The organism is Maricaulis sp., from assembly GCF_034670125.1.
Taxonomy (GTDB): domain Bacteria; phylum Pseudomonadota; class Alphaproteobacteria; order Caulobacterales; family Maricaulaceae; genus Maricaulis.
In genome coordinates, this window is the sequence record NZ_JAXMOC010000003.1 from 86,466 (window position 1) to 103,726 (window position 17,261).

16 protein-coding genes and 1 riboswitch are annotated in these 17,261 nt (G+C 65.2%); of the genes, 3 read left to right on the forward strand and 13 right to left on the reverse strand.

The genetic code is table 11. The annotated features are described in order from the left end of the window. Positions 1-3: 3 nt before the first annotated feature. The 3 genes from thiC to VOI18_RS06585 all read right to left on the reverse strand — a co-directional run bounded on the left by thiC (position 4) and on the right by VOI18_RS06585 (position 3,111). Positions 4-1,881, reverse strand: coding sequence for a phosphomethylpyrimidine synthase ThiC (thiC, locus tag VOI18_RS06575; RefSeq protein WP_323761600.1), 1,878 nt, complete (start codon positions 1,879-1,881; stop codon positions 4-6). A gap of 13 nt (positions 1,882-1,894) precedes the next feature. Next, entirely contained in the window at positions 1,895-2,749 is an 855-nt protein-coding gene (locus VOI18_RS06580) for an MBL fold metallo-hydrolase (protein WP_323761601.1), read from the reverse strand. Further along, entirely contained in the window at positions 2,746-3,111 is a 366-nt protein-coding gene (locus VOI18_RS06585) for an MmcQ/YjbR family DNA-binding protein (RefSeq protein WP_323761602.1), read from the reverse strand. Before VOI18_RS06585 ends, VOI18_RS06580 begins: the two co-directional genes overlap by 4 nt. Then, positions 3,106-3,210: riboswitch (TPP riboswitch) on the reverse strand. (Overlaps the previous gene by 6 nt.) 122 nt (positions 3,211-3,332) lie before the next feature. On the opposite strand from VOI18_RS06585, the gene VOI18_RS06590 reads away from it, so the two are divergent. Next, positions 3,333-3,863, forward strand: a complete 531-nt coding sequence (locus VOI18_RS06590) for a hypothetical protein (protein ID WP_323761603.1) — start codon at positions 3,333-3,335, stop codon at positions 3,861-3,863. A gap of 17 nt (positions 3,864-3,880) precedes the next feature. Here VOI18_RS06590 and VOI18_RS06595 read toward each other — a convergent pair whose 3' ends face one another. From VOI18_RS06595 to VOI18_RS06605, 3 genes are all read right to left on the reverse strand, one after another. Further along, complete coding sequence (locus VOI18_RS06595; protein WP_323761604.1) at positions 3,881-5,398, reverse strand: serine hydrolase domain-containing protein; 1,518 nt, start codon at positions 5,396-5,398, stop codon at positions 3,881-3,883. A 103-nt stretch (positions 5,399-5,501) separates the two neighbouring features. Further along, positions 5,502-6,287 (reverse strand): AraC family transcriptional regulator, encoded by a 786-nt coding sequence (locus VOI18_RS06600; protein WP_323761605.1) that lies wholly within the window; start codon positions 6,285-6,287, stop codon positions 5,502-5,504. Positions 6,288-6,375: 88 nt separating this feature from the next. Continuing rightward, on the reverse strand, positions 6,376-6,912 hold the full coding sequence (locus VOI18_RS06605; RefSeq protein ID WP_323761606.1) for a hypothetical protein: 537 nt from the start codon (positions 6,910-6,912) through the stop codon (positions 6,376-6,378). A gap of 169 nt (positions 6,913-7,081) precedes the next feature. On the opposite strand from VOI18_RS06605, the gene VOI18_RS06610 reads away from it, so the two are divergent. After that, positions 7,082-8,209 (forward strand): acyltransferase, encoded by a 1,128-nt coding sequence (locus tag VOI18_RS06610; RefSeq protein ID WP_323761607.1) that lies wholly within the window; start codon positions 7,082-7,084, stop codon positions 8,207-8,209. A gap of 20 nt (positions 8,210-8,229) precedes the next feature. Here VOI18_RS06610 and VOI18_RS06615 read toward each other — a convergent pair whose 3' ends face one another. Further along, entirely contained in the window at positions 8,230-8,811 is a 582-nt protein-coding gene (locus VOI18_RS06615) for a TIGR00730 family Rossman fold protein (protein ID WP_323761608.1), read from the reverse strand. A 67-nt stretch (positions 8,812-8,878) separates the two neighbouring features. On the opposite strand from VOI18_RS06615, the gene VOI18_RS06620 reads away from it, so the two are divergent. Further along, the gene (locus VOI18_RS06620) at positions 8,879-9,994 is read left to right on the forward strand and encodes a hypothetical protein (protein ID WP_323761609.1); all 1,116 of its coding nucleotides are present in this window, start codon (positions 8,879-8,881) and stop codon (positions 9,992-9,994) included. On the opposite strand, the gene VOI18_RS06625 is transcribed toward VOI18_RS06620, so the two are convergent. From VOI18_RS06625 to VOI18_RS06650, 6 genes are all read right to left on the reverse strand, one after another. Further along, positions 9,976-11,076, reverse strand: a complete 1,101-nt coding sequence (locus tag VOI18_RS06625) for a threonine aldolase family protein (protein ID WP_323761610.1) — start codon at positions 11,074-11,076, stop codon at positions 9,976-9,978. The two genes, VOI18_RS06620 and VOI18_RS06625, sit on opposite strands and share 19 nt — an antisense overlap. Further along, positions 11,073-11,432, reverse strand: a complete 360-nt coding sequence (locus VOI18_RS06630) for an ArsC/Spx/MgsR family protein (protein ID WP_323761611.1) — start codon at positions 11,430-11,432, stop codon at positions 11,073-11,075. The genes VOI18_RS06625 and VOI18_RS06630 overlap by 4 nt, the downstream gene beginning before the upstream one ends. Positions 11,433-11,465: 33 nt before the next feature. Continuing rightward, positions 11,466-12,626 carry a flavodoxin-dependent (E)-4-hydroxy-3-methylbut-2-enyl-diphosphate synthase gene (ispG, locus tag VOI18_RS06635; protein ID WP_323761612.1) on the reverse strand — a complete coding sequence of 387 codons (1,161 nt, stop codon included), beginning with the start codon at positions 12,624-12,626 and terminating at the stop codon, positions 11,466-11,468. Positions 12,627-12,762: 136 nt separating this feature from the next. Next, positions 12,763-13,620 carry a helix-turn-helix domain-containing protein gene (locus VOI18_RS06640; protein WP_323761613.1) on the reverse strand — a complete coding sequence of 286 codons (858 nt, stop codon included), beginning with the start codon at positions 13,618-13,620 and terminating at the stop codon, positions 12,763-12,765. A gap of 78 nt (positions 13,621-13,698) precedes the next feature. Beyond that, positions 13,699-15,990, reverse strand: a complete 2,292-nt coding sequence (gene ptsP, locus VOI18_RS06645) for a phosphoenolpyruvate--protein phosphotransferase (protein ID WP_416374868.1) — start codon at positions 15,988-15,990, stop codon at positions 13,699-13,701. A gap of 2 nt (positions 15,991-15,992) precedes the next feature. Then, a complete protein-coding gene (locus VOI18_RS06650; protein WP_323761615.1) occupies positions 15,993-17,210 on the reverse strand; it encodes an aspartate kinase in 1,218 nt (405 codons plus the stop codon). Positions 17,211-17,261: the final 51 nt, after the last annotated feature.

Consider the following 17,261-nt stretch of genomic DNA (forward strand, 5'->3'; position numbering starts at 1 on the left):
GTCTCAATCAATCGGCTCCCGTGTCTTCCCATCCTCACTCAAATAAATCTCCCCGCCCAACGCCTTGAACTCTTCGGCCTTGGCCTGCATGCCCGCCTCCGCCTCCACAGCATTCGGCGCCCGAGCACTCCCAAACCGGTCCCGGATCTCGCGCGTGATCTCCATCGAGCAAAACTTGGGCCCGCACATGGAGCAGAAATGGGCGACCTTGTGGGCTTCCTTGGGGAGGGTCTTGTCGTGGAAATCTCTTGCGGTTTCCGGGTCGAGGGCGAGGTTGAACTGGTCTTCCCAGCGAAATTCGAACCTGGCGCGGGACAGGGCGTCGTCGCGGATCTTGGCGGCGGGGTGGCCCTTCGCGAGGTCACCCGCATGCGCAGCGATTTTATAGGTGATCACGCCGACCTTGACGTCATCGCGGTCGGGCAGGCCCAGATGTTCCTTGGGCGTGACATAGCAGAGCATGGCACAGCCGAACCAGCCGATCATGGCGGCGCCGATGCCGCTGGTGATGTGGTCATAGCCGGGCGCGATATCGGTGGTGAGGGGCCCAAGCGTATAGAAGGGCGCCTCGTGGCACTCCTTCAATTGCTTGTCCATATTGGCCTTGATCTTGTGCATGGCGACATGGCCCGGCCCCTCGATCATGACCTGGCAGCCCTTCGCCCAGGCGATCTTGGTGAGTTCCCCCAGGGTCTCCAGCTCGGCAAATTGCGCGCGATCATTGGCGTCGGCGATGGAGCCGGGGCGCAGCCCGTCGCCCAGCGAGAAGGAGACATCATAGGCCCGCATGATGTCGCAGATCTCCTCGAAATGGGTGTAGAGGAAGCTCTCCTCGTGATGCGCCAGGCACCATTTGGCCATGATCGAGCCGCCGCGCGAGACGATGCCGGTGACCCTATCGGCGGTGAGCGGCACATAGGCCAGGCGCACGCCGGCATGGATGGTGAAATAGTCCACCCCCTGCTCGGCCTGCTCGACGAGGGTGTCGCGGAAGACCTCCCAGGTGAGGTCCTCGGCAATGCCGTTCACCTTCTCCAGTGCCTGATAGATCGGCACGGTGCCGATCGGGACGGGCGAATTGCGCAGGATCCATTCGCGGGTGTTGTGGATATTCTTGCCGGTCGACAGGTCCATCACCGTGTCGCCGCCCCAGCGGATCGACCAGACCATCTTGTCGACCTCTTCCTCGACCGAGGACGCGACCGCGCTATTGCCGATATTGGCGTTGATCTTGGTCAGGAAATTACGGCCGATAATCATCGGCTCAAGCTCGGGATGGTTGATGTTGGCCGGGATGATGGCGCGGCCGCGGGCGATCTCGTCGCGGACAAATTCCGGCGTGACATGTTCCGGGATCTCGGCGCCAAAGCTCTCGCCATCGGCAATACGCTCGGCAGCGCCCTCGACCGCCGTCTTACGACCGAGATTCTCGCGCTCGGCGACATAGACCATTTCCGGCGTGATAATGCCGGCACGGGCAAACTCATACTGGGTGACCGGCTGGCCGGCCGTGCCCTTCAGCGGCTTGTGCGTGGCCGGGAATTCACGGGCGAGATATTTGCCCGTGGCACCGCCATTATCGAGCGGCGAGAGCGGGCGGCCCTCATACTCGGTCAGGTCGCGATCCTTGTACCAGGCGAGGCGATGACGCGGCAGGCCGGTCTCGACATCAATCTTCGCTTCCGGATCCGAATAAGGGCCGGACGTGTCATAGACCCGCACCGGCGGCTCATTGGCTGTCGGGTGAAGATCGATCTCGCGGTGCGGCACTTTCAGCGCCGGCCCCGCCTTGGGCGAGGTATAGACCCGACGCGACCCCGGCAGCGGCCCGGTGGTGACTTTCGGCGTTTCAAACTCGGACTGGTGTGTGGGCTTGTTCATGAAGGGGCTCCGGTCAGTCGTGGCTGTGGGCTGGAATGGGGCGGGTTTCACCGGCCTCGGTGAAGAAGTCCTCGCCGCTTTCGTCCAGCCAGTCGGGTTGCTGGATGGGGATGTGGATGCCGGTGGCGGCGTCCGCGTTCAGGCGCTGGCGCACGGTCTCGCCGCCCCATTGGCCAAGCAGCCAGTAAGGCGGGAAGGCGTGCTGGGTGGTGCGGGCCGCGGAATGGTCGCGGTGGGTGTCGTAGATGGCCGGTTCGGGCGTGGCGTCGCCCAGATGCATGACGGTCGCCGCGCCATTGAGCGTCACCCGGTGGGCCATGTTCTGGATGCCCGCCCGGCCCGGCCCGCCGGCATGGGGGATATGGACCGTCTCGACACGGATGGCGCCGTCGACACCGTCGGCGGCGAGGACAAGCTCCTGCGGGCTGGCAATGAAGGGCAGCGCCTGGATGCGCGCCTCGAAGGCCGGGTCCCAGCCCTCCGCTGCCTGCATGTCGAGCCGCGCCTGCCAGGGTCCGACGAGGATCACATCGGGATGGGCGGCGAGATAGGCATTGACGGCCGTCGCGTCGAAATGATCGCCATGGACATGGCTGACAAAGACCGCATCGATGCCGTCATAGGGCGGTGTCCCGGCCATGATCGCGGCGCGCACCTCTGGCGAGACCAGCGGATAGCCGTAGGAGACGCTGAACAGCGGATCGAACAGGATGCGGGTCTCGCCGGCGGACACCAGGATGGCTTCATTGGCGAGGAAATGCGCGGTGGCGGGGTCGTCCTCGGACGGATGGGCCAGCGCGGCGGGGGCTGTCGCGAGGGCGAGAGCCAGCGTGGCGGCCACCCCTTGATGAAGGTGTGGGATGTTCATTCAATAAACCCCAGTTCGCGTTGCAGCTTCTTGGTCAGTCCGGACGCGACGATGCGGTGGCTTTCGGCGAGATAATCGCGCAGGGCGTCGTCATCGAGGGTGCGCTCGTCATGGCGTTGCAGCCACATCATGCCGCGCGAGGCGAGATAGGGGGCGGGGCGCACGCCGGGCTCGTCCTTGTACATCTCGAAGGTCATCGCCGAGCACTTGAAACTGGCGGCGAAGCTGTCGCTGTCCTTGTTCCAGCCGCCGACGGCGAAGACCTTGCCGCCGACCTTCCACACCTCGGCACCGCCCCATTGCACCACATGGGTGGTGTGAGGCAGCGATCCGCAATGGGCATTGAAGGTTTCGGTGTCCATTCCCCGCTCCATCCCGACGCCGGCATGACCCGGATCCGGTCCTAAGGGTGATGTCTCAGCCCGACGCAAAACCCGCGCAAGGCACCCCTTGGAACTCAAGTGGCCAGACTGGACCCGGGTCGCTGATTTGGCAAGCGGAGCGGATCAGCCTGGCACTGTTCAGAGCCGGTTCAGGCGGTCACGGTCACAGTCCCCGCCCTGTTGCCGCGGAGACCTTTATCATGTTGCCCCTCGCCCTGTTCATGCTGAGCCTGATGACGCCCGACAGCGACAAGGCGACGCTCGATGGTCCCCGCTCCGGCCTGTATGCGGAAATCGCCGAAGACGGGCGCTCGACCTGTCTCGAGGGAAGCGGCAACCAGATCCGCCTGCTCATCGCCCCGAATGGCGAACCGCCGCATCTGCGCTCGTCGAATGTCGGCGAACTGGAATTCCGGATCGAGGGCGAGGGCGACAGCTTCGTGCTGAGCGCAACTGCCGACCGCTGGCAGTTCGGCGGCGGCCGGCAACACACGGTCGGCATGGACATTGGCGGGGTGACCAGCGGCTTCCTGATCGGGCAGCTGACACTTGAGCTGGCACCGTCCGCGACGGCGCCGGACCATCCGGACGCCACCGAGGCCCTGACCCTGATCGCGGCCCGCTACAATCCGGTCCAGCGCGGTTCCGGGCGCGCCATGCAGGTGTTCGTCGACAATGGCGCCACGCCGGACGGGCGACCGCTCCGCCCCTTTGTCCGGTGCGGAAGCTGACGCCGGGCGCGCCGGGCTCAGCGGCGCCGGTAGACGCGCCCGTCCCAGACCAGTTGTACAATCTCACCCGCATCATCGCGCTCGAAACGCAAGGCGTGCAGCTCATCAAAGGGTGATGTCTGCAGGCCGAAAAGGTCGCGCGTGGCCGGGACCAGGCCGGAACTCAAGTCGCCCCAGCTGAGGATCAGCGCCGGGCCGACCGGCGCGATCTCGATATCGAGGTAGGGCTCGCCCGTGCTCCAGCTGCCTGCATATGCCGACAGGGTTTCCGCGTCCGGTGCCCAGCTCCAGCCGCCCCAATCGGCGGCGGCCATGGCGGTGTTGCGCTGCTCCATCCGATAGTCGAGATAGCGCTGGATGCGCTGCGGGTACTGCTCGATCCGGATCTGCCGCATCCGCTCGGCGGTCTCGTGTTCGGTCAGGAACTGGAAATACATGTTGATGGTGCGGCTGGTCAGCCAGCCGGTCATGTTGTCGGAATTGGAGAAGGCGGCGATGCCCACGCCGAGGTCCGGGGAAAAGGCCATCTGCGTCCGGATCCCGGTATAGCCGCCGCCATGGACGTAGAAATCGTGGCCCTCGAAGTCGCAGACATTCCAGCCCAGCGTGTAGTGCGTACACGGGAGCTCGGCGGCGTTGCGGCGATCCTGCTGATGGGTTTCGACATAGCCGGTCTGGGCCGCGCTCACCATCTGCGCCGTAATGCCGGATCCCTCCGGTCCCTCGCCGCGCAATTGCAGCTGCAGCCACACGGCCATGTCATCGACCGATGTGACGAGACCGCCCGCCGACTGCATCATGCCGTCGCTCTTGGGCCGGATCTCGAACCAGCCGGCGTCCTCGCCCAGCCAGTGATGGCCCCAGGACAGCTCATTGATCGGGAAATCGGACGTCCGCGCCGAGGTTCGCTCCATCGCCAGCGGGTCCAGGATGTGGACATCGAGCCAGTCCTGCCACGACCGTCCGGTCACGCTCTCGAGTATGGCGCCGTAGATGTTGTAGCCCAGATTGTCGTACTGGAAGCCCGGTTCGCGGGCGACGGCATGGGCCTCGATCAGGCGCGGGTAATCGGCCGGGTCGACATAGCCTATATAGGCCTCCAGCATGGTGATGATATCGACCTCGATCGGCACCTGGTGGGTGATCAGGTCCCGCAATGTCCAGTCCGCGGCGTCCAGACCGTCCGGGAAACGGACTTCCGGCCAGTGATCAGTGATCCGGCTGTCGAGCGACAACACGCCTTCGGCATCGAGACGTGCGGCGAGCAGTCCCATATAGGCCTTGGTCTGCGAGGCGATATAAATCGGCGTGTCGGTCGTCATCGGGTCGCCCGAAACGGCCCGGCGCTCGCCCTGGACGCGGCGCATCAGCACCTCATCGGCGGTCACCACCACAACGGCGTAGCCCGGACCCAGGTCCGGAAATTCGTCAAGAAAGGCGTCCAGGCTTGCCGCGGCACCCTCGGGTGTCTCCGCGCCAGCATAGGCTGAAAGGCTGAGCGCGGCAGCGCTGACGAGGCTCAAGGTTCGAAACATGCATTCTCTCCGGATCGGACCCGACGGACGGGAGGGGTCGGGGGTGATGTCGGATTGAAGACTAGCCGGTTCGAGCACAGGCGTCTTGAACGCGTGTAACCTGTCAGAACGCCAGCAGGGCCCTCAGATGATGGGGCGTGAGCCCGGTATGGGTGCGCACGGCCCGGGTGAAGTGGGACTGGTCGGCAAATCCCGCCGCCAGTGCAGCATCCGCGAGCGGGGTGCCTCCGACCATGTCGGCTATGGCCCGGCTGACACGGCAGCGCAGGCGATAGCGGCTTGGTGGCAGGCCGAACCGCTGGCGGAAACTGCGGGACAAGTGGACGCGATGCACGCCTGCCTGATCGGCCAGACTGGCCAGGTCGGGCTCGTCGGGATCATCCCGCAATTGCTCACGGACACGGTCCAGCCAGCGCAGCGGTAACGGGGCGCGGTCGGAGCCGCCCGACTTCGCACCCGGCACCGGCTCCAGCGCACAGGCTGCAAGATCGGTGAGGGACATGGCCGAGCCCTCGGACCCGACATCCGGTGCGGTGGCCAGTCTCAGGATTTCGATCGGCGTGTCCGCCCGGCTTGCGCCCCAGCCCCACTCACCCGGGCCGGGCGAGCCAGCACAGATTGTCGCCGCCGGGTCGATGTCCACGGCCAGGACCAGTGCACCACTTACGCCATAGACGTTGGCATGACGGAAACCGGCCGGCTTCACGCCGCGGCTGGACCGCACGACATCATGCTCGCGGGCGCCTCCCGATTCACGCAACTCGCCGCCAAGCAGCCAGGAAATCTGGTGGCAGTCATGGGCGTGCGGCGTCATGCGCTCACCCGGCCGATACCAGGTCAGCCGCACATCCAGACCCGCGCCGCGGATCAATCTCGCTTGTGGTCGCATGTAGCCCCCTCTCCGCATCGATACATCAATGATGCGAGCGGGACGCTGTTTGGATGATGACGGCCTTGTCAAAGTGTAGGCAACGGCCTCAGTTCAGGGCCACATGCCGCGAGTGGCAGGCATCGTACAGTCCCAGAAAGGCCGTCGCATCGGCATTGCCACGGCGACTGGCATCAGTGAGATAGGCGCGGGCCCGATACGGGTCGTCAGTTCCGCGACCATCCGACAACATCATGCCGGCCAACAGGGCCGCAAGATCGCCGTGGTGCTCGTCAGATATCCGGGTCATTGCCAGCTCGGCGCGCGCGGCATTGCCGGGCCAGCGTGCGGTCGCCAGGGTCAGCTGGGCCAGGGTGCGCGTGTCTCCGGCCTGCATCAGTGCGCCGCCCCAATAAAAGGCCGCGGCCTGGACGGGCACCTGTCGCTGGGCGGCCATCGATCCCAATTGCTGCTCCATCCCGGAGCCGACCGCCTGCAGATAGCTGTCACGGTGTTGGGCATAGCGCTGGCAATCGGCGGACTGGCCAGCGGATTGGGCCTCGACCCGGCCGGGGCCGAGGCAAGCGGCGCCGGCCCCCAGTCCCAAAGCAATGGCCCAGGCCAGATATGTGCGAGTTCGGGGCATTTATCCCTCCCAGATTGAATTCTGGCAGGACTGTGGCAGCCGGGTTTTAACCCGGACCCAATTATGGAGCTCAATATTTCAACAATTTCAATATATTAACCCTAACGCACCCATTCCCCAGCGCGGCTTGAAACTTGCATCCTGATCGTCAGAGAGAAGGACACAGCCCATGGGACGCTTCCTGTTTCGCGACGGTCACGGCCATCTGGACGACAAGGCCAACAACTTCACGGCGATGCGCATCGCGTTCGCGTTGATCGTCCTGTACGGCCACGCCTTGATGATCCCGCTCGGCCTGCCCTTCACCGGTGCCTGGGCAGTCTTTGTCGACTTTGTCGTGCAGTGTTCGCTCGATGGTTTCTTCATCCTGTCCGGCTATATGATCACCGCCAGCGCGATGAAATCCCGCCAGCTTGGCCGATATGCCAGTGCCCGGGTATTCCGCATCTTTCCGGGCCTGATCGCCACGGTCCTGCTGTTGTGGCTGGTCGTGGGACCGCTGTTCACGACCTTGCCGGCGACCGAATACTGGGCACAGTCCCAGACTTGGCTCTTTCCACTCAAACTGATCAGCCAGGCGGACCCGATGGCCGGACTGCCGGGCGTGTTCGACGCGTCGCCGATGGGTGCGCACATGAATGGGCCGCTGTGGACCATCCGCTATGAATTGATGGCCTATGTCGGGGTTGGGCTGTTGATGCTGGTTGGCCTCTATCGCCAGAACGCCCAGGTCCTGCTCTGGACGGCCCTCACCCTCGCTTTTGGCATGGTGGTCGAGACATTCGGCTACAGCGGTATCGGCGAAGAGACGATCGGCACCCTGGCCCGTTTCGCACCGGCCTTCATGGTCGGCGCGGCCTTCCATGCCGGGCGCAAATTCGTGCGACTGACCCCGGCCTTCGCCGGACTGGCTGTCATCGCGGCGCTGTTGACCCAGCACCTGCCGATCGGCTGGATGATGGTCGATATTGCGCTGGCCTCGATCTATCTCCTGATCGGCTATGCCCGCATTCCCGGGCAGACGGGCGTCCGGGTTCGCAATGTCGAAGACATCTCCTACGGCCTCTACATTCTTCACTGGCCGGTCGGGATGATGGTCTTTGCCCTGTTGCCGGGCCTGAGCACGACGGCGCTGGCCCTGATCATGCTGCCGCTGGCCCTGCTGGCCGGCTGGGCCTTGCGTGTCCTGGTCGAGAAGCCAGCCCTGGCCCTGAAATCGCGACTGGCTGCGCGCACGGGAAAGCCGGTTGCCCCGGCACCGTCAGGATTGGATCCGGAGCGTGTCGGCGGGGTCTGACCGGCTGAACATTGACCGGCTCAGGTCTGGTCGGTCTTGATGCGGACATCCGCCTCAGGCGACTCGTAGCGCTCGAACGCGTCGAGCAACGCTGTTGCCCGGTCCGACACGATCAGGGCGCCGCGATGGTCCGGTGACAGGAAACCCTGGTCGGTCATCTTGTCGAGAAAAGCGACCAGCTCGTCATAATAGCCATTGACGTTCAGCAGACCGACCGGATGCCGGTGCTGGCCCAGCTGGGCCCAGGTCCAGACCTCGAACATTTCCTCCATCGTACCAATCCCGCCCGGCATGGCGATGAAGGCCTGTGACAGCTTCACCATCTTGGCCTTGCGGGCATGCATCGAGCGGACGACGTGCAGCTCGGACAGCTCCATATGGGCGATTTCCTTGAGGGCGAGGAATTCCGGGATCACCCCGACCACGCGGCCCCCGGCGGCCAGGGTCGCATCGGCGATGCGCCCCATCAGCCCCACCTGTCCGCCCCCATAAACCAACTCGATCCCCCGCAGCGCCAGGACTTCGCCGAGACGGTCGGCGGCGGCAATGAAGGCGGGGTCCCTCCCGGGATTGGAACCGCAATAGACGCAAATGGATTTCATGGCAGGTCCGGAATTTGGAAATACGGGCCCCTGCCCTATCCTGCAGGACAGATCGCAGGGGGCAGGAATGAAACGGATCGCAATCCTGATAATCGCGCTGCTGGCGCTCGGCAAGCCGCTGGCAGCCGCTGACACGCTGATCGGTGACCCGGTCGTTCTGCCCACGCAGATGTGTCGCGGCTATTTCTTTGTGCCTGTGACCCTTGAGCTGCGCGAAGGCGAGACCGCCGATGAGCGGACGCTCTGGTTCCTCTATGACACCGGGGCCTCGGCCAGCTATGTCGACCCGGACAGCGTCGAACGGGTCTCCGGACAGCGCCTGGACTCCGGCGTGCGGGCCCGGTTCGGCGTCTCGACAATCGGCGATCTGAGACTGACCGGGCTGCGGGCCCGCGTCCGTGATCTCGACCACCTCTCCATCGCCCTTGGCCGCGAGATTGACGGCATCCTGGAATACGACGCCTTCTCGGACGTGTTGCTGACCCTGGACTATGCGCGCAGCGAGATGCGGGTCGTGTCCGGAGAATTGCCCCGTCCGGATGGCGAGACGGTGTTTTCTTCCAACGGACCGGATTCCCGGCCCTGGTTGCGCGTCCGTTTTCCAAATGGCCACCGGCGGCTTCTGATCGACAGTGGCGCCGCGCTGAGCCCGATCATCCTGCGAAACATCGGGCGCTATGACACCGTCCGGCCGCCCCGCGCCACCGGGGCCGCGGTCCGGTTCTCCGAAATCGAACGCCGCTCGTCTGCCCGTTTGAGCGGCAGCCTGTGGATTGGCGGCAATGAGCTGCAACAACCGGTCATCCAGTCGACCCCAGAAACAGAGATTCTCGGCGGTCAGGCGATGCGCCATTTCAGTTGGACGTTCGACCAGCGGAATGAGCGCGTTCAGGTCCGGCGCAATGATCCGGCGACACCGATCACCTTCGATCCGATGGTGACACACGGCATGGTGTTGGTGCCCGAGGGTGACGGCATGCGGGTGGCCGCCGTGCTCGCCAATTCTCCCGCCTTTGATGCAGGCGTGGAAACCGGCGATTTCATCACCCATTTCAACGGCACGCAGATGCGGACCCGCAGTTGTGAAACCGGCGGCCCGCCGCCGGCGACGCTGCAACTGGACCTGGTCCGTGACGGGACCAGCCTGCAGCTGATGCTCGATCTCTACGCGCTGGTTGAATGATCACCCTGCAACACGTCTGACATCACGCGAATGGCCGCGACGATCCGGTCCGGGTCGGCATCAAGGGCGCGTTCCCCGATCGCGATCTCGAGGGTCGGAACCGGGTCGGCATCGAAATGCCAGAAGCGATTGCCCAGCCAGACGCCCGTTGCCTCGGCCGCCGCGTCCCGCGCGGCCTCTGCCATCGCCACATCACAATCCAGCCGGATGTGCATCATGTTCACCTGTGGTGGGTCAGGCGTGATGGTGAGGCGCGGACAGGGACCGACGCTGGCAGCGATCCGTCGGGCCCGCTCCACAAAGCGGGGCAGTTTCGGCAAACGGGTGTCCAGCGCATACAGGGCATCCGGCACCATCGGCCAGGCTGAAACCAACCGCCCGCCCATCCGCGCCAGCCACAGCCGCGCCGCATCGACAAACGCCGTTTCGCCAGCGAGGACTGCGCCGCCGGACGCCCCCAGATCCTTGTAGAAGGAGACATAGACCGACGCGAAACCGTCACAGATTTCAGGCCATTCCTGACCTGGCCACGCCTCGGGCAAGGCCCAGATGCGAGCCCCGTCCATATGCAGTGGAATGTTTCGCGATGCCGCCAGCGTCTTGATGGCCGCCAGCTCGTCCAGACCCGGCAGGGCGCCGCCATTATGGCGCTGCGGAAGCTCGATGAAGGCACAACCCGCCGCGTCGGGCAGGTCGGCCGGCCGAAGCGTGCGTGGCCACTCGCCCATTGGCAGCGTTTCCAGCCCGTGCAGATGCGCATGGGCCTCTTCCTCGTGCAGGGCGAGGTGAGATGTCGGGTGCAGGGCCAGGCGATTATCACCGCTGGCCTGGCAATGCAGTCGCGCCGCCACGCCCTGGGCCATCGTGCCGGTCGGAAACCAGACCGCCGCCGGCTTGCCCAGCAACGCCGCCATCCGGGCCTCCAGCGTGGCGACAGACGGGCCGGTCAGATACGCCTCGGACCCCAGGCCCTGCTCGCGCATCCAGGCGGCCACCCGCTCCAGCCGGTCGGCCGGACAGGTATGATGGTGAAAGGGAAAGGTCAGATCGAGATCGCACCGCGACCTCAGCGAGGCAGTCATGAAGCGGCGTCAGCCAGCAGGGCGTCCAGACTGTCCGCCGACCAACCCACCAGAACCGTCGTCCCGGCCTCGATCACCGGACGCTTGATCAGTGTCGGATGCGCGATGAGGACACCCGCCGGGTCCTCGTCGGCGATTTCGCGGTCTTCCCCGGACATGTTGCGCCAGGTGGTCGAGCGTGTGTTGACCAGCGCCTTGGCGCCGACGGCATCCAGCCAGTCCGGCACCTTGACCACCCGGTCGGCATCTTCGCGAATGTCGACGAAGGTGTGAGCCAGCCCCGCCGCCGTCAGGGCCGATATGGCCTTCTTGCAGCTGTCACAATTCTTCAGGCCGAAAACCGTCAATCCTGTCACGTCCAACTCCCCCCGTCTGACGACGCACCCTGATTACTCGGCGGCTTCCACCGAGTCATCCCCTGTCGGGACGTTTGCAGCCCGCAACTCGGCTGCGCGGGCCTCGACCATTTCAACGATGTGATCGACCATCGCCTCGTTCGAGACATTATGGTCGGGGCGTCCCGAGACATACATCTTGCCGCGTCCGGCCCCGCCACCGGTGAAACCGAGGTCTGTCATCAGGGCTTCACCCGGGCCGTTGACCACGCATCCGATGATCGACAGTGAGATCGGCTCGGAGATGTGCGCCAGGCGGGCTTCAAGCGTCTCCACCGTGCGGATCACATCGAAGCCCTGACGGGCGCAGGACGGGCAGGCGATGATGTTGACGCCGCGGGTTCTCAGGCCGAGTGATTTGAGAATGTCGAAACCGACCCGGACCTCTTCCTCCGGCTCGGCCGACAGCGACACCCGAATGGTGTCACCGATCCCGGCCCACAGCATCGAGCCGATACCGATGGAGGATTTCACCGTGCCGATGCGGGTGCCCCCGGCTTCGGTCACGCCCAGATGCAGCGGGGCATCGGTGGCTTCGGACAGGGCCTGGTAGGCCGCCACCGTGAGGAAGGGGTCGGAGGCTTTCACCGAAATCTTGTAATCGCGGAAGTCGAGATCATCGAGAATCCGGGCATGGTCCAGCGCGCTCTCGACCATCGCCTCAGGGCACGGCTCACCGTATTTCTCCAGCAGATGACGCTCGAGCGAGCCGGCATTGACCCCGATCCGGATCGCGCAACCATGATCGCGGGCGGCCTGCACCACATCGCGGACCCGGTCCATCGAGCCGATATTGCCCGGATTGATCCTCAGGCAGGCGGCGCCAGCCTCGGCGGCCTCGATACCGCGCTTGTAGTGGAAATGAATGTCGGCGATCAGCGGCACCTCGGCGGCCTTGGCAATCGTCTTGAAGGCCGCGGTCGAGTCCTCGTCCGGACAGGACACCCGGACCAGATCGACACCCGCCTCTTCGCAGCGCCGGATCTGGTCGATCGTGGCGCCGGCGTCCGAGGTCGGCGTATTGGTCATGGTCTGCACGCTGATCGGCGCGTCACCACCGACCTCGAGCGGGCCGACCTTGATCTTGCGGCTCTTGCGACGGTCAATCATCCGCCAGGGGCGGACGCTGCGCGGATCGGGGCTGGATTGCGACATCGACACTCTCCCTTCACCGACCTGCCAGACAGGCGCAGGCCGCGATACCGGCTGGATATAGCGTCAATGTGTCCGGTGCGCGACCGGGGGGTGCGACAAATGACTGCGGTGTATTGCTGCAGTGAGCCGTCAGGCGCTATTGCGGCGAGGCTTCGGCCGGATCGGCCTGAGCCATCACCGGATAATCCTCGACCGGCATGCCGGCATCGCCCAGCAGGCCGACGGCCTGGCCGTTGCGCTCGATTTCAATCGCGCCGGCATTGGCGGCGGACACGGTCAGGCCCGGCTCCAGCGCCCGGTAAACCTCACCGACAGCGAGCTCACGGGCAAACAGGATGCGTCCCGAGGAATCGCGCACTTCCAGCCAGGTCGGCATAAGGGCACGCATGACCACCTGGCCGGATGCCGTCGCGGCCTCGCCCAGCGGCAGGCCGGACCAGATATCGTCGACGCTGACGGCGACCCGTCCGGTCTGGAAGTCCGCCCGGGCCCAGTCGGGCGCCGCATCGGGCGGCGACGGCATGTTGGTCAGGCCGGTGCCGCCGGAGAATTGTTCGGAATACCACCAGGCCGCGCCAGCGACGGCGGCAAGGATCAATAGTGCACCAAAGGCGCCCCGCGGCAGCTTGATCGGTTCGCGTGTCCTGGCCGCAGCGGTCGGCTGGGCGCGACCGGTCTCGGTATCGACCTCACGCTTGAACTGGTCGACCATGCCGGCGGCATCGAGGCTCAGGAAACCGGCATAGGTGCGCAGATAGCCGATGGTGTAGGCGCGGGCCGGCAGGCCGCGCGGATCCATGGTTTCGAGCGCTTCCAGATAATCGGCGCGAACGCGGGTGCGCTCGGCGGCCTGTTCAATCGAGAGGTTGAGTTTCTGCCGGGCCTCGCGGAGGCGTTCGCCGGAAGACAAGTGTACATAACCAACGCCGTCGTCTGAATAGACGGCATCAACGGGCACGAAGTCCGTACTGGGCGTCTGACTCACCATCACCATACCGCCGCTCATCCTTGCCGGAGCGATCGTCACTCAAAGCACGTTCGGGAAAAAATTCCTTAACGAACTCTTATAAGATCAAATTGCTCGCCCATTATCAATGGCCTCGCGAGGCAATCCCGCCTTTTCTCCTGCTTCGATGAGGAGTGGGCGCAAACTGTCCACGGGCTGTTGAAGGTGGCTCGCAAGCCAGGTGCCAAGTTTTCCGGCATCGAGTCCCGAAACCAGTTTCTTGATCGGCCCGATATTTCCCGAGGCCATGGAAAGGCTTTGATAACCAAGCCCGATCAACACGGCGGCTTCGAGCGGCTTGGCCGCGATCTCGCCACAAACCGAGATGGGCGTGTCATGCTTCGCGCACAGGTCGCGGACATGTTTGAGCAAGTCGAGCGCAGCCGGAGCCAGCACATCGTACCGTTCCGAGACACGCGTATTCTGGCGGTCGGCCGCATAGAAATACTGCATCAGGTCATTGGCACCGACCGAGACGAAATCGACGTCATCAATGGCGTGTTGCAGCGCCCAGGCCATGCCGGGCGTTTCCAGCATGATGCCGCACCGGACATCGGACGGCATTTCATGGCCGGCCTGGCGGGCATGATGCAGCTCGCGGTCCAGCATCTTGCGCGCAGCCCGGGCTTCCCACGGCGCCGCAATCATCGGGAACATCACATTCAGCGGCCGCCCGGCCGCCGCCAGGATCAGGGCGCGAAGCTGGTAACGCAGCAGGCCCGGCCGATCGAGGCCCATGCGGATGGCCCGCCAGCCCAGCGCCGGATTGGGCTCAACGGTCGAGGGCGCAAAGGGCGCCACCTTGTCGCCGCCCAGGTCCAGCGTCCGGAAGATCACCGGCTTTTCACCTGCCGCATCGAGTACGGACTTGTAGACCGTGGCCTGCGCCGACAGGCGCGGCAGGGTTTCCGCCACCATGAACTGGAACTCGGTCCGGAACAGGCCGACACCATCGGCACCGGTCTCGTCCAGCGCCGTCAGCTCGATCAACAGGCCGGCATTCATGTGCAGTCCGATGCGCTGACCATCGGCGGTGACCGAGGGACCGCGCAATTCGGCATAGGCAAGACGCCGTTCCGAGAGCGCGGTGACACGGGCCTCATAGGTCTCCACGACATCCGGCTGCGGGCGTATGTGCAGGATGCCGAATTCGCCGTCGAGAATGACCGGGTCGCCGTTCTCCGCCCGGTCGAGCGCGCCTTCAAGACGACCGACCAGCGGGATGCCCAAGGCCTTGGCGACGATGGCAGCGTGCGAGGAGGCGGAGCCTTCTTCAAGCGCAATGCCCTTGAGCTTGTCGCGATCAAACTCCAGCAATTCCGCCGGCCCGATATTGCGGGCAATGATGATCGCGTTGTCGGGCAGTTCCAGCGGCGCCCCGCTGCCGTCCAGATGGCGCAGCAGACGGTTGGCCAGGTCTTCCAGATCGTGCAGGCGCTCACGGAACAGCTGGTCTGACGCCTTCATCAGGCGGGCCCTGTTTTCGTTCCGCACCCGCTCCACGGCCGCTTCAGCGGTCAGGCCGCGGCGCACCGCATCGCGCAGCCGCTCCATCCAGCCGCGGTCATGGGCGAACATGCGATAGGCCTGCAGCACATCGCGCGTCGGCCCGCCAAAGGGTATGCGGCCGCCCTCCAGCATCTCGTCGATCGCACTGCGCAGCGACTTGATCGCCGTTTCCAGCCGCGCTTCCTCGCTGGCGGGATCATCGGCGATCAGCCGGGTCGATTCGACGTGCGGCTCGAACAGCACCGCGACGCCCTGCGCCACGCCGCCGGAATAGGCACCGCCCTGAAAGCGCTCCGGACGCGACTGACGCAGGTCGAGGCCGGCCATTTCAGCGGAATCAACGATGTCGCCCGAGGCGACGATCTCGGCCAGGACCATGGCAACGGTCTGCAGGGTCTCGATTTCATCGGGCGCGATCTGACGCTCGACCGAAGTCTGCGCCGTCAGGACGCCGACCATGCGGCCGCCCCGCAGGATCGGGACGCCAACAAACGTATCGAACGGCTCCTCACCGGTCTCCGGCTTGTACGAAAAGGACGGGTGCTCACGGGCATTTGACGTCGCCAGAGGCCTTGCCCGACGGGCGACAAGGCCGACAAGCCCCTCGCCCGGTCGCAGGCGCACCGAGTGCACAGCCTCGCGCTTCAGACCGAATGTAGCGCACAGTTCCAGGGCGTTGGATGGCCGGGCCAGATAGATGGAACAGACGTCCCAGCCGGCTTCCTCGGCGATCAGCGCCGTCAGGTGATCGAGCCGCGCTTGGGCATTCTCCTGCACGGCCATGAGCAGGCGCATGCGCTTGAGCAGGTTGCGCGGGTCGCGGCCGGGTTTTGTCGTCATGTCATCCATGCCTACACCTGATCCAAACCGTAGGCCGCATGCAAGGCCCGCACTGCGCGTTCAACCGCGTCATTCTCGATCAGCGCCGAGATCTTGATCTCGGAGGTGGCCAGCACTTTCACCGCAATATCCTGATCGCCCAGGACCGCAAACAGCGACCGGGCAACGTCGGCCCGCTGGCGCAGGCCGGCCCCCACGACCGAAACCTTGGCCAAGCCGGTCTCGGTCGATATGCGAACCCCGGTCATGGCATCCTCGAGCACCGCCTGGGCGCGATCGAGGTCACGGTGGGCGATGGAAAACTCCAGCGTCACGGTGCCGGGCTGGCGGGCATGCGCCTGGACGATCATGTCGACCCCGACCTCGGCCTCGGCCAGGCAGGCAAAACACCGCGCCGCCATGTCCGACCGGTTGGACGCACCGTGCAGGGCGATCCGGGCCTGATCGCGAGCATAGGCGACGCCTGACACCAGGCGGCGCTCGGCAATGGCCTGCTCGGACACCACATCGGTGCCACGGCTTGTCCCCGCTTCAAGGAATGAGGACAACACCCGCATCGGTACACCGCGGGCCTTGGCAAATTCCACTGACCGGGTCTGCAACACCTTGGCGCCCTGGGCGGCCAGTTCCAGCATCTCGTCATGGCTGATCGTGTCGAGACGGCGGGCGTCGGGCTCGATACGCGGATCGGTGGTGTAGACGCCATCGACATCGGTGTAGATGTCACAGCGCGCGTCCAGCGCGGCGGCCACGGCGGCGGCTGACAGGTCTGTTCCGCCGCGTCCCAGCGTCCGGACCTCCCCCGTTTCGGTAATGCCCTGGAAGCCCGCGACCACCGGTATGATGCCAGCGTTGATCGCGGTCTCCAGGACGGCAACATCCATGCCGGCAATCCGCGAGGCACCGGGCGGGCCATCGGTAATGACCGGCAATTGCCAGCCCAGAAATGATTGGGCCTTCAGGCCTGCTCCACGCAGCGCCAGCGCCATCAGGGCCGCGGAGACCTGCTCGCCGGCGGCCAGTGCGACATCGGTCTCCCGGTCGCCCAGGCCGCTGCCGAAGGCGTCGGCAAGACCAAGGATGCGATCGGTCTCGCCGGCCATCGCTGAAACAACGACCGTCAGGGTTTCGCCGCGCCGGGCGGCGTCAGCGACCAGTCCGGCCGAGTGGCGGATTCGCTCGATCGTACCGACCGACGTGCCACCGAATTTCGCCACGACGCGCGTCATGCAACCTGTCCCTCGCGCTTCCCCGCTGAGCCTGCCACGACCATAACGTCG

Excerpts from the sequence above, each read along its gene's own strand:
- VOI18_RS06615 (WP_323761608.1), bottom strand. The coding sequence starts at position 8,811 with ATGAAATCCATTTGCGTCTATTGCGGTTCCAATCCCGGGAGGGACCCC.
- VOI18_RS06625 (WP_323761610.1), bottom strand. The coding sequence starts at position 11,076 with ATGACTGCCTCGCTGAGGTCGCGGTGCGATCTCGATCTGACCTTTCCC.
- VOI18_RS06605 (WP_323761606.1), bottom strand. The coding sequence starts at position 6,912 with ATGCCCCGAACTCGCACATATCTGGCCTGGGCCATTGCTTTGGGACTG.
- VOI18_RS06585 (WP_323761602.1), bottom strand. The coding sequence starts at position 3,111 with ATGGACACCGAAACCTTCAATGCCCATTGCGGATCGCTGCCTCACACC.
- ptsP (WP_416374868.1), bottom strand. The coding sequence starts at position 15,990 with ATGGATGACATGACGACAAAACCCGGCCGCGACCCGCGCAACCTGCTC.
- VOI18_RS06640 (WP_323761613.1), bottom strand. The coding sequence starts at position 13,620 with ATGGTGATGGTGAGTCAGACGCCCAGTACGGACTTCGTGCCCGTTGAT.
- VOI18_RS06650 (WP_323761615.1), bottom strand. The coding sequence starts at position 17,210 with ATGACGCGCGTCGTGGCGAAATTCGGTGGCACGTCGGTCGGTACGATC.
- VOI18_RS06620 (WP_323761609.1), top strand. The coding sequence starts at position 8,879 with ATGAAACGGATCGCAATCCTGATAATCGCGCTGCTGGCGCTCGGCAAG.
- VOI18_RS06600 (WP_323761605.1), bottom strand. The coding sequence starts at position 6,287 with ATGCGACCACAAGCGAGATTGATCCGCGGCGCGGGTCTGGATGTGCGG.
- VOI18_RS06580 (WP_323761601.1), bottom strand. The coding sequence starts at position 2,749 with ATGAACATCCCACACCTTCATCAAGGGGTGGCCGCCACGCTGGCTCTC.
- VOI18_RS06595 (WP_323761604.1), bottom strand. The coding sequence starts at position 5,398 with ATGTTTCGAACCTTGAGCCTCGTCAGCGCTGCCGCGCTCAGCCTTTCA.
- VOI18_RS06610 (WP_323761607.1), top strand. The coding sequence starts at position 7,082 with ATGGGACGCTTCCTGTTTCGCGACGGTCACGGCCATCTGGACGACAAG.
- ispG (WP_323761612.1), bottom strand. The coding sequence starts at position 12,626 with ATGTCGCAATCCAGCCCCGATCCGCGCAGCGTCCGCCCCTGGCGGATG.
- thiC (WP_323761600.1), bottom strand. The coding sequence starts at position 1,881 with ATGAACAAGCCCACACACCAGTCCGAGTTTGAAACGCCGAAAGTCACC.
- VOI18_RS06590 (WP_323761603.1), top strand. The coding sequence starts at position 3,333 with ATGTTGCCCCTCGCCCTGTTCATGCTGAGCCTGATGACGCCCGACAGC.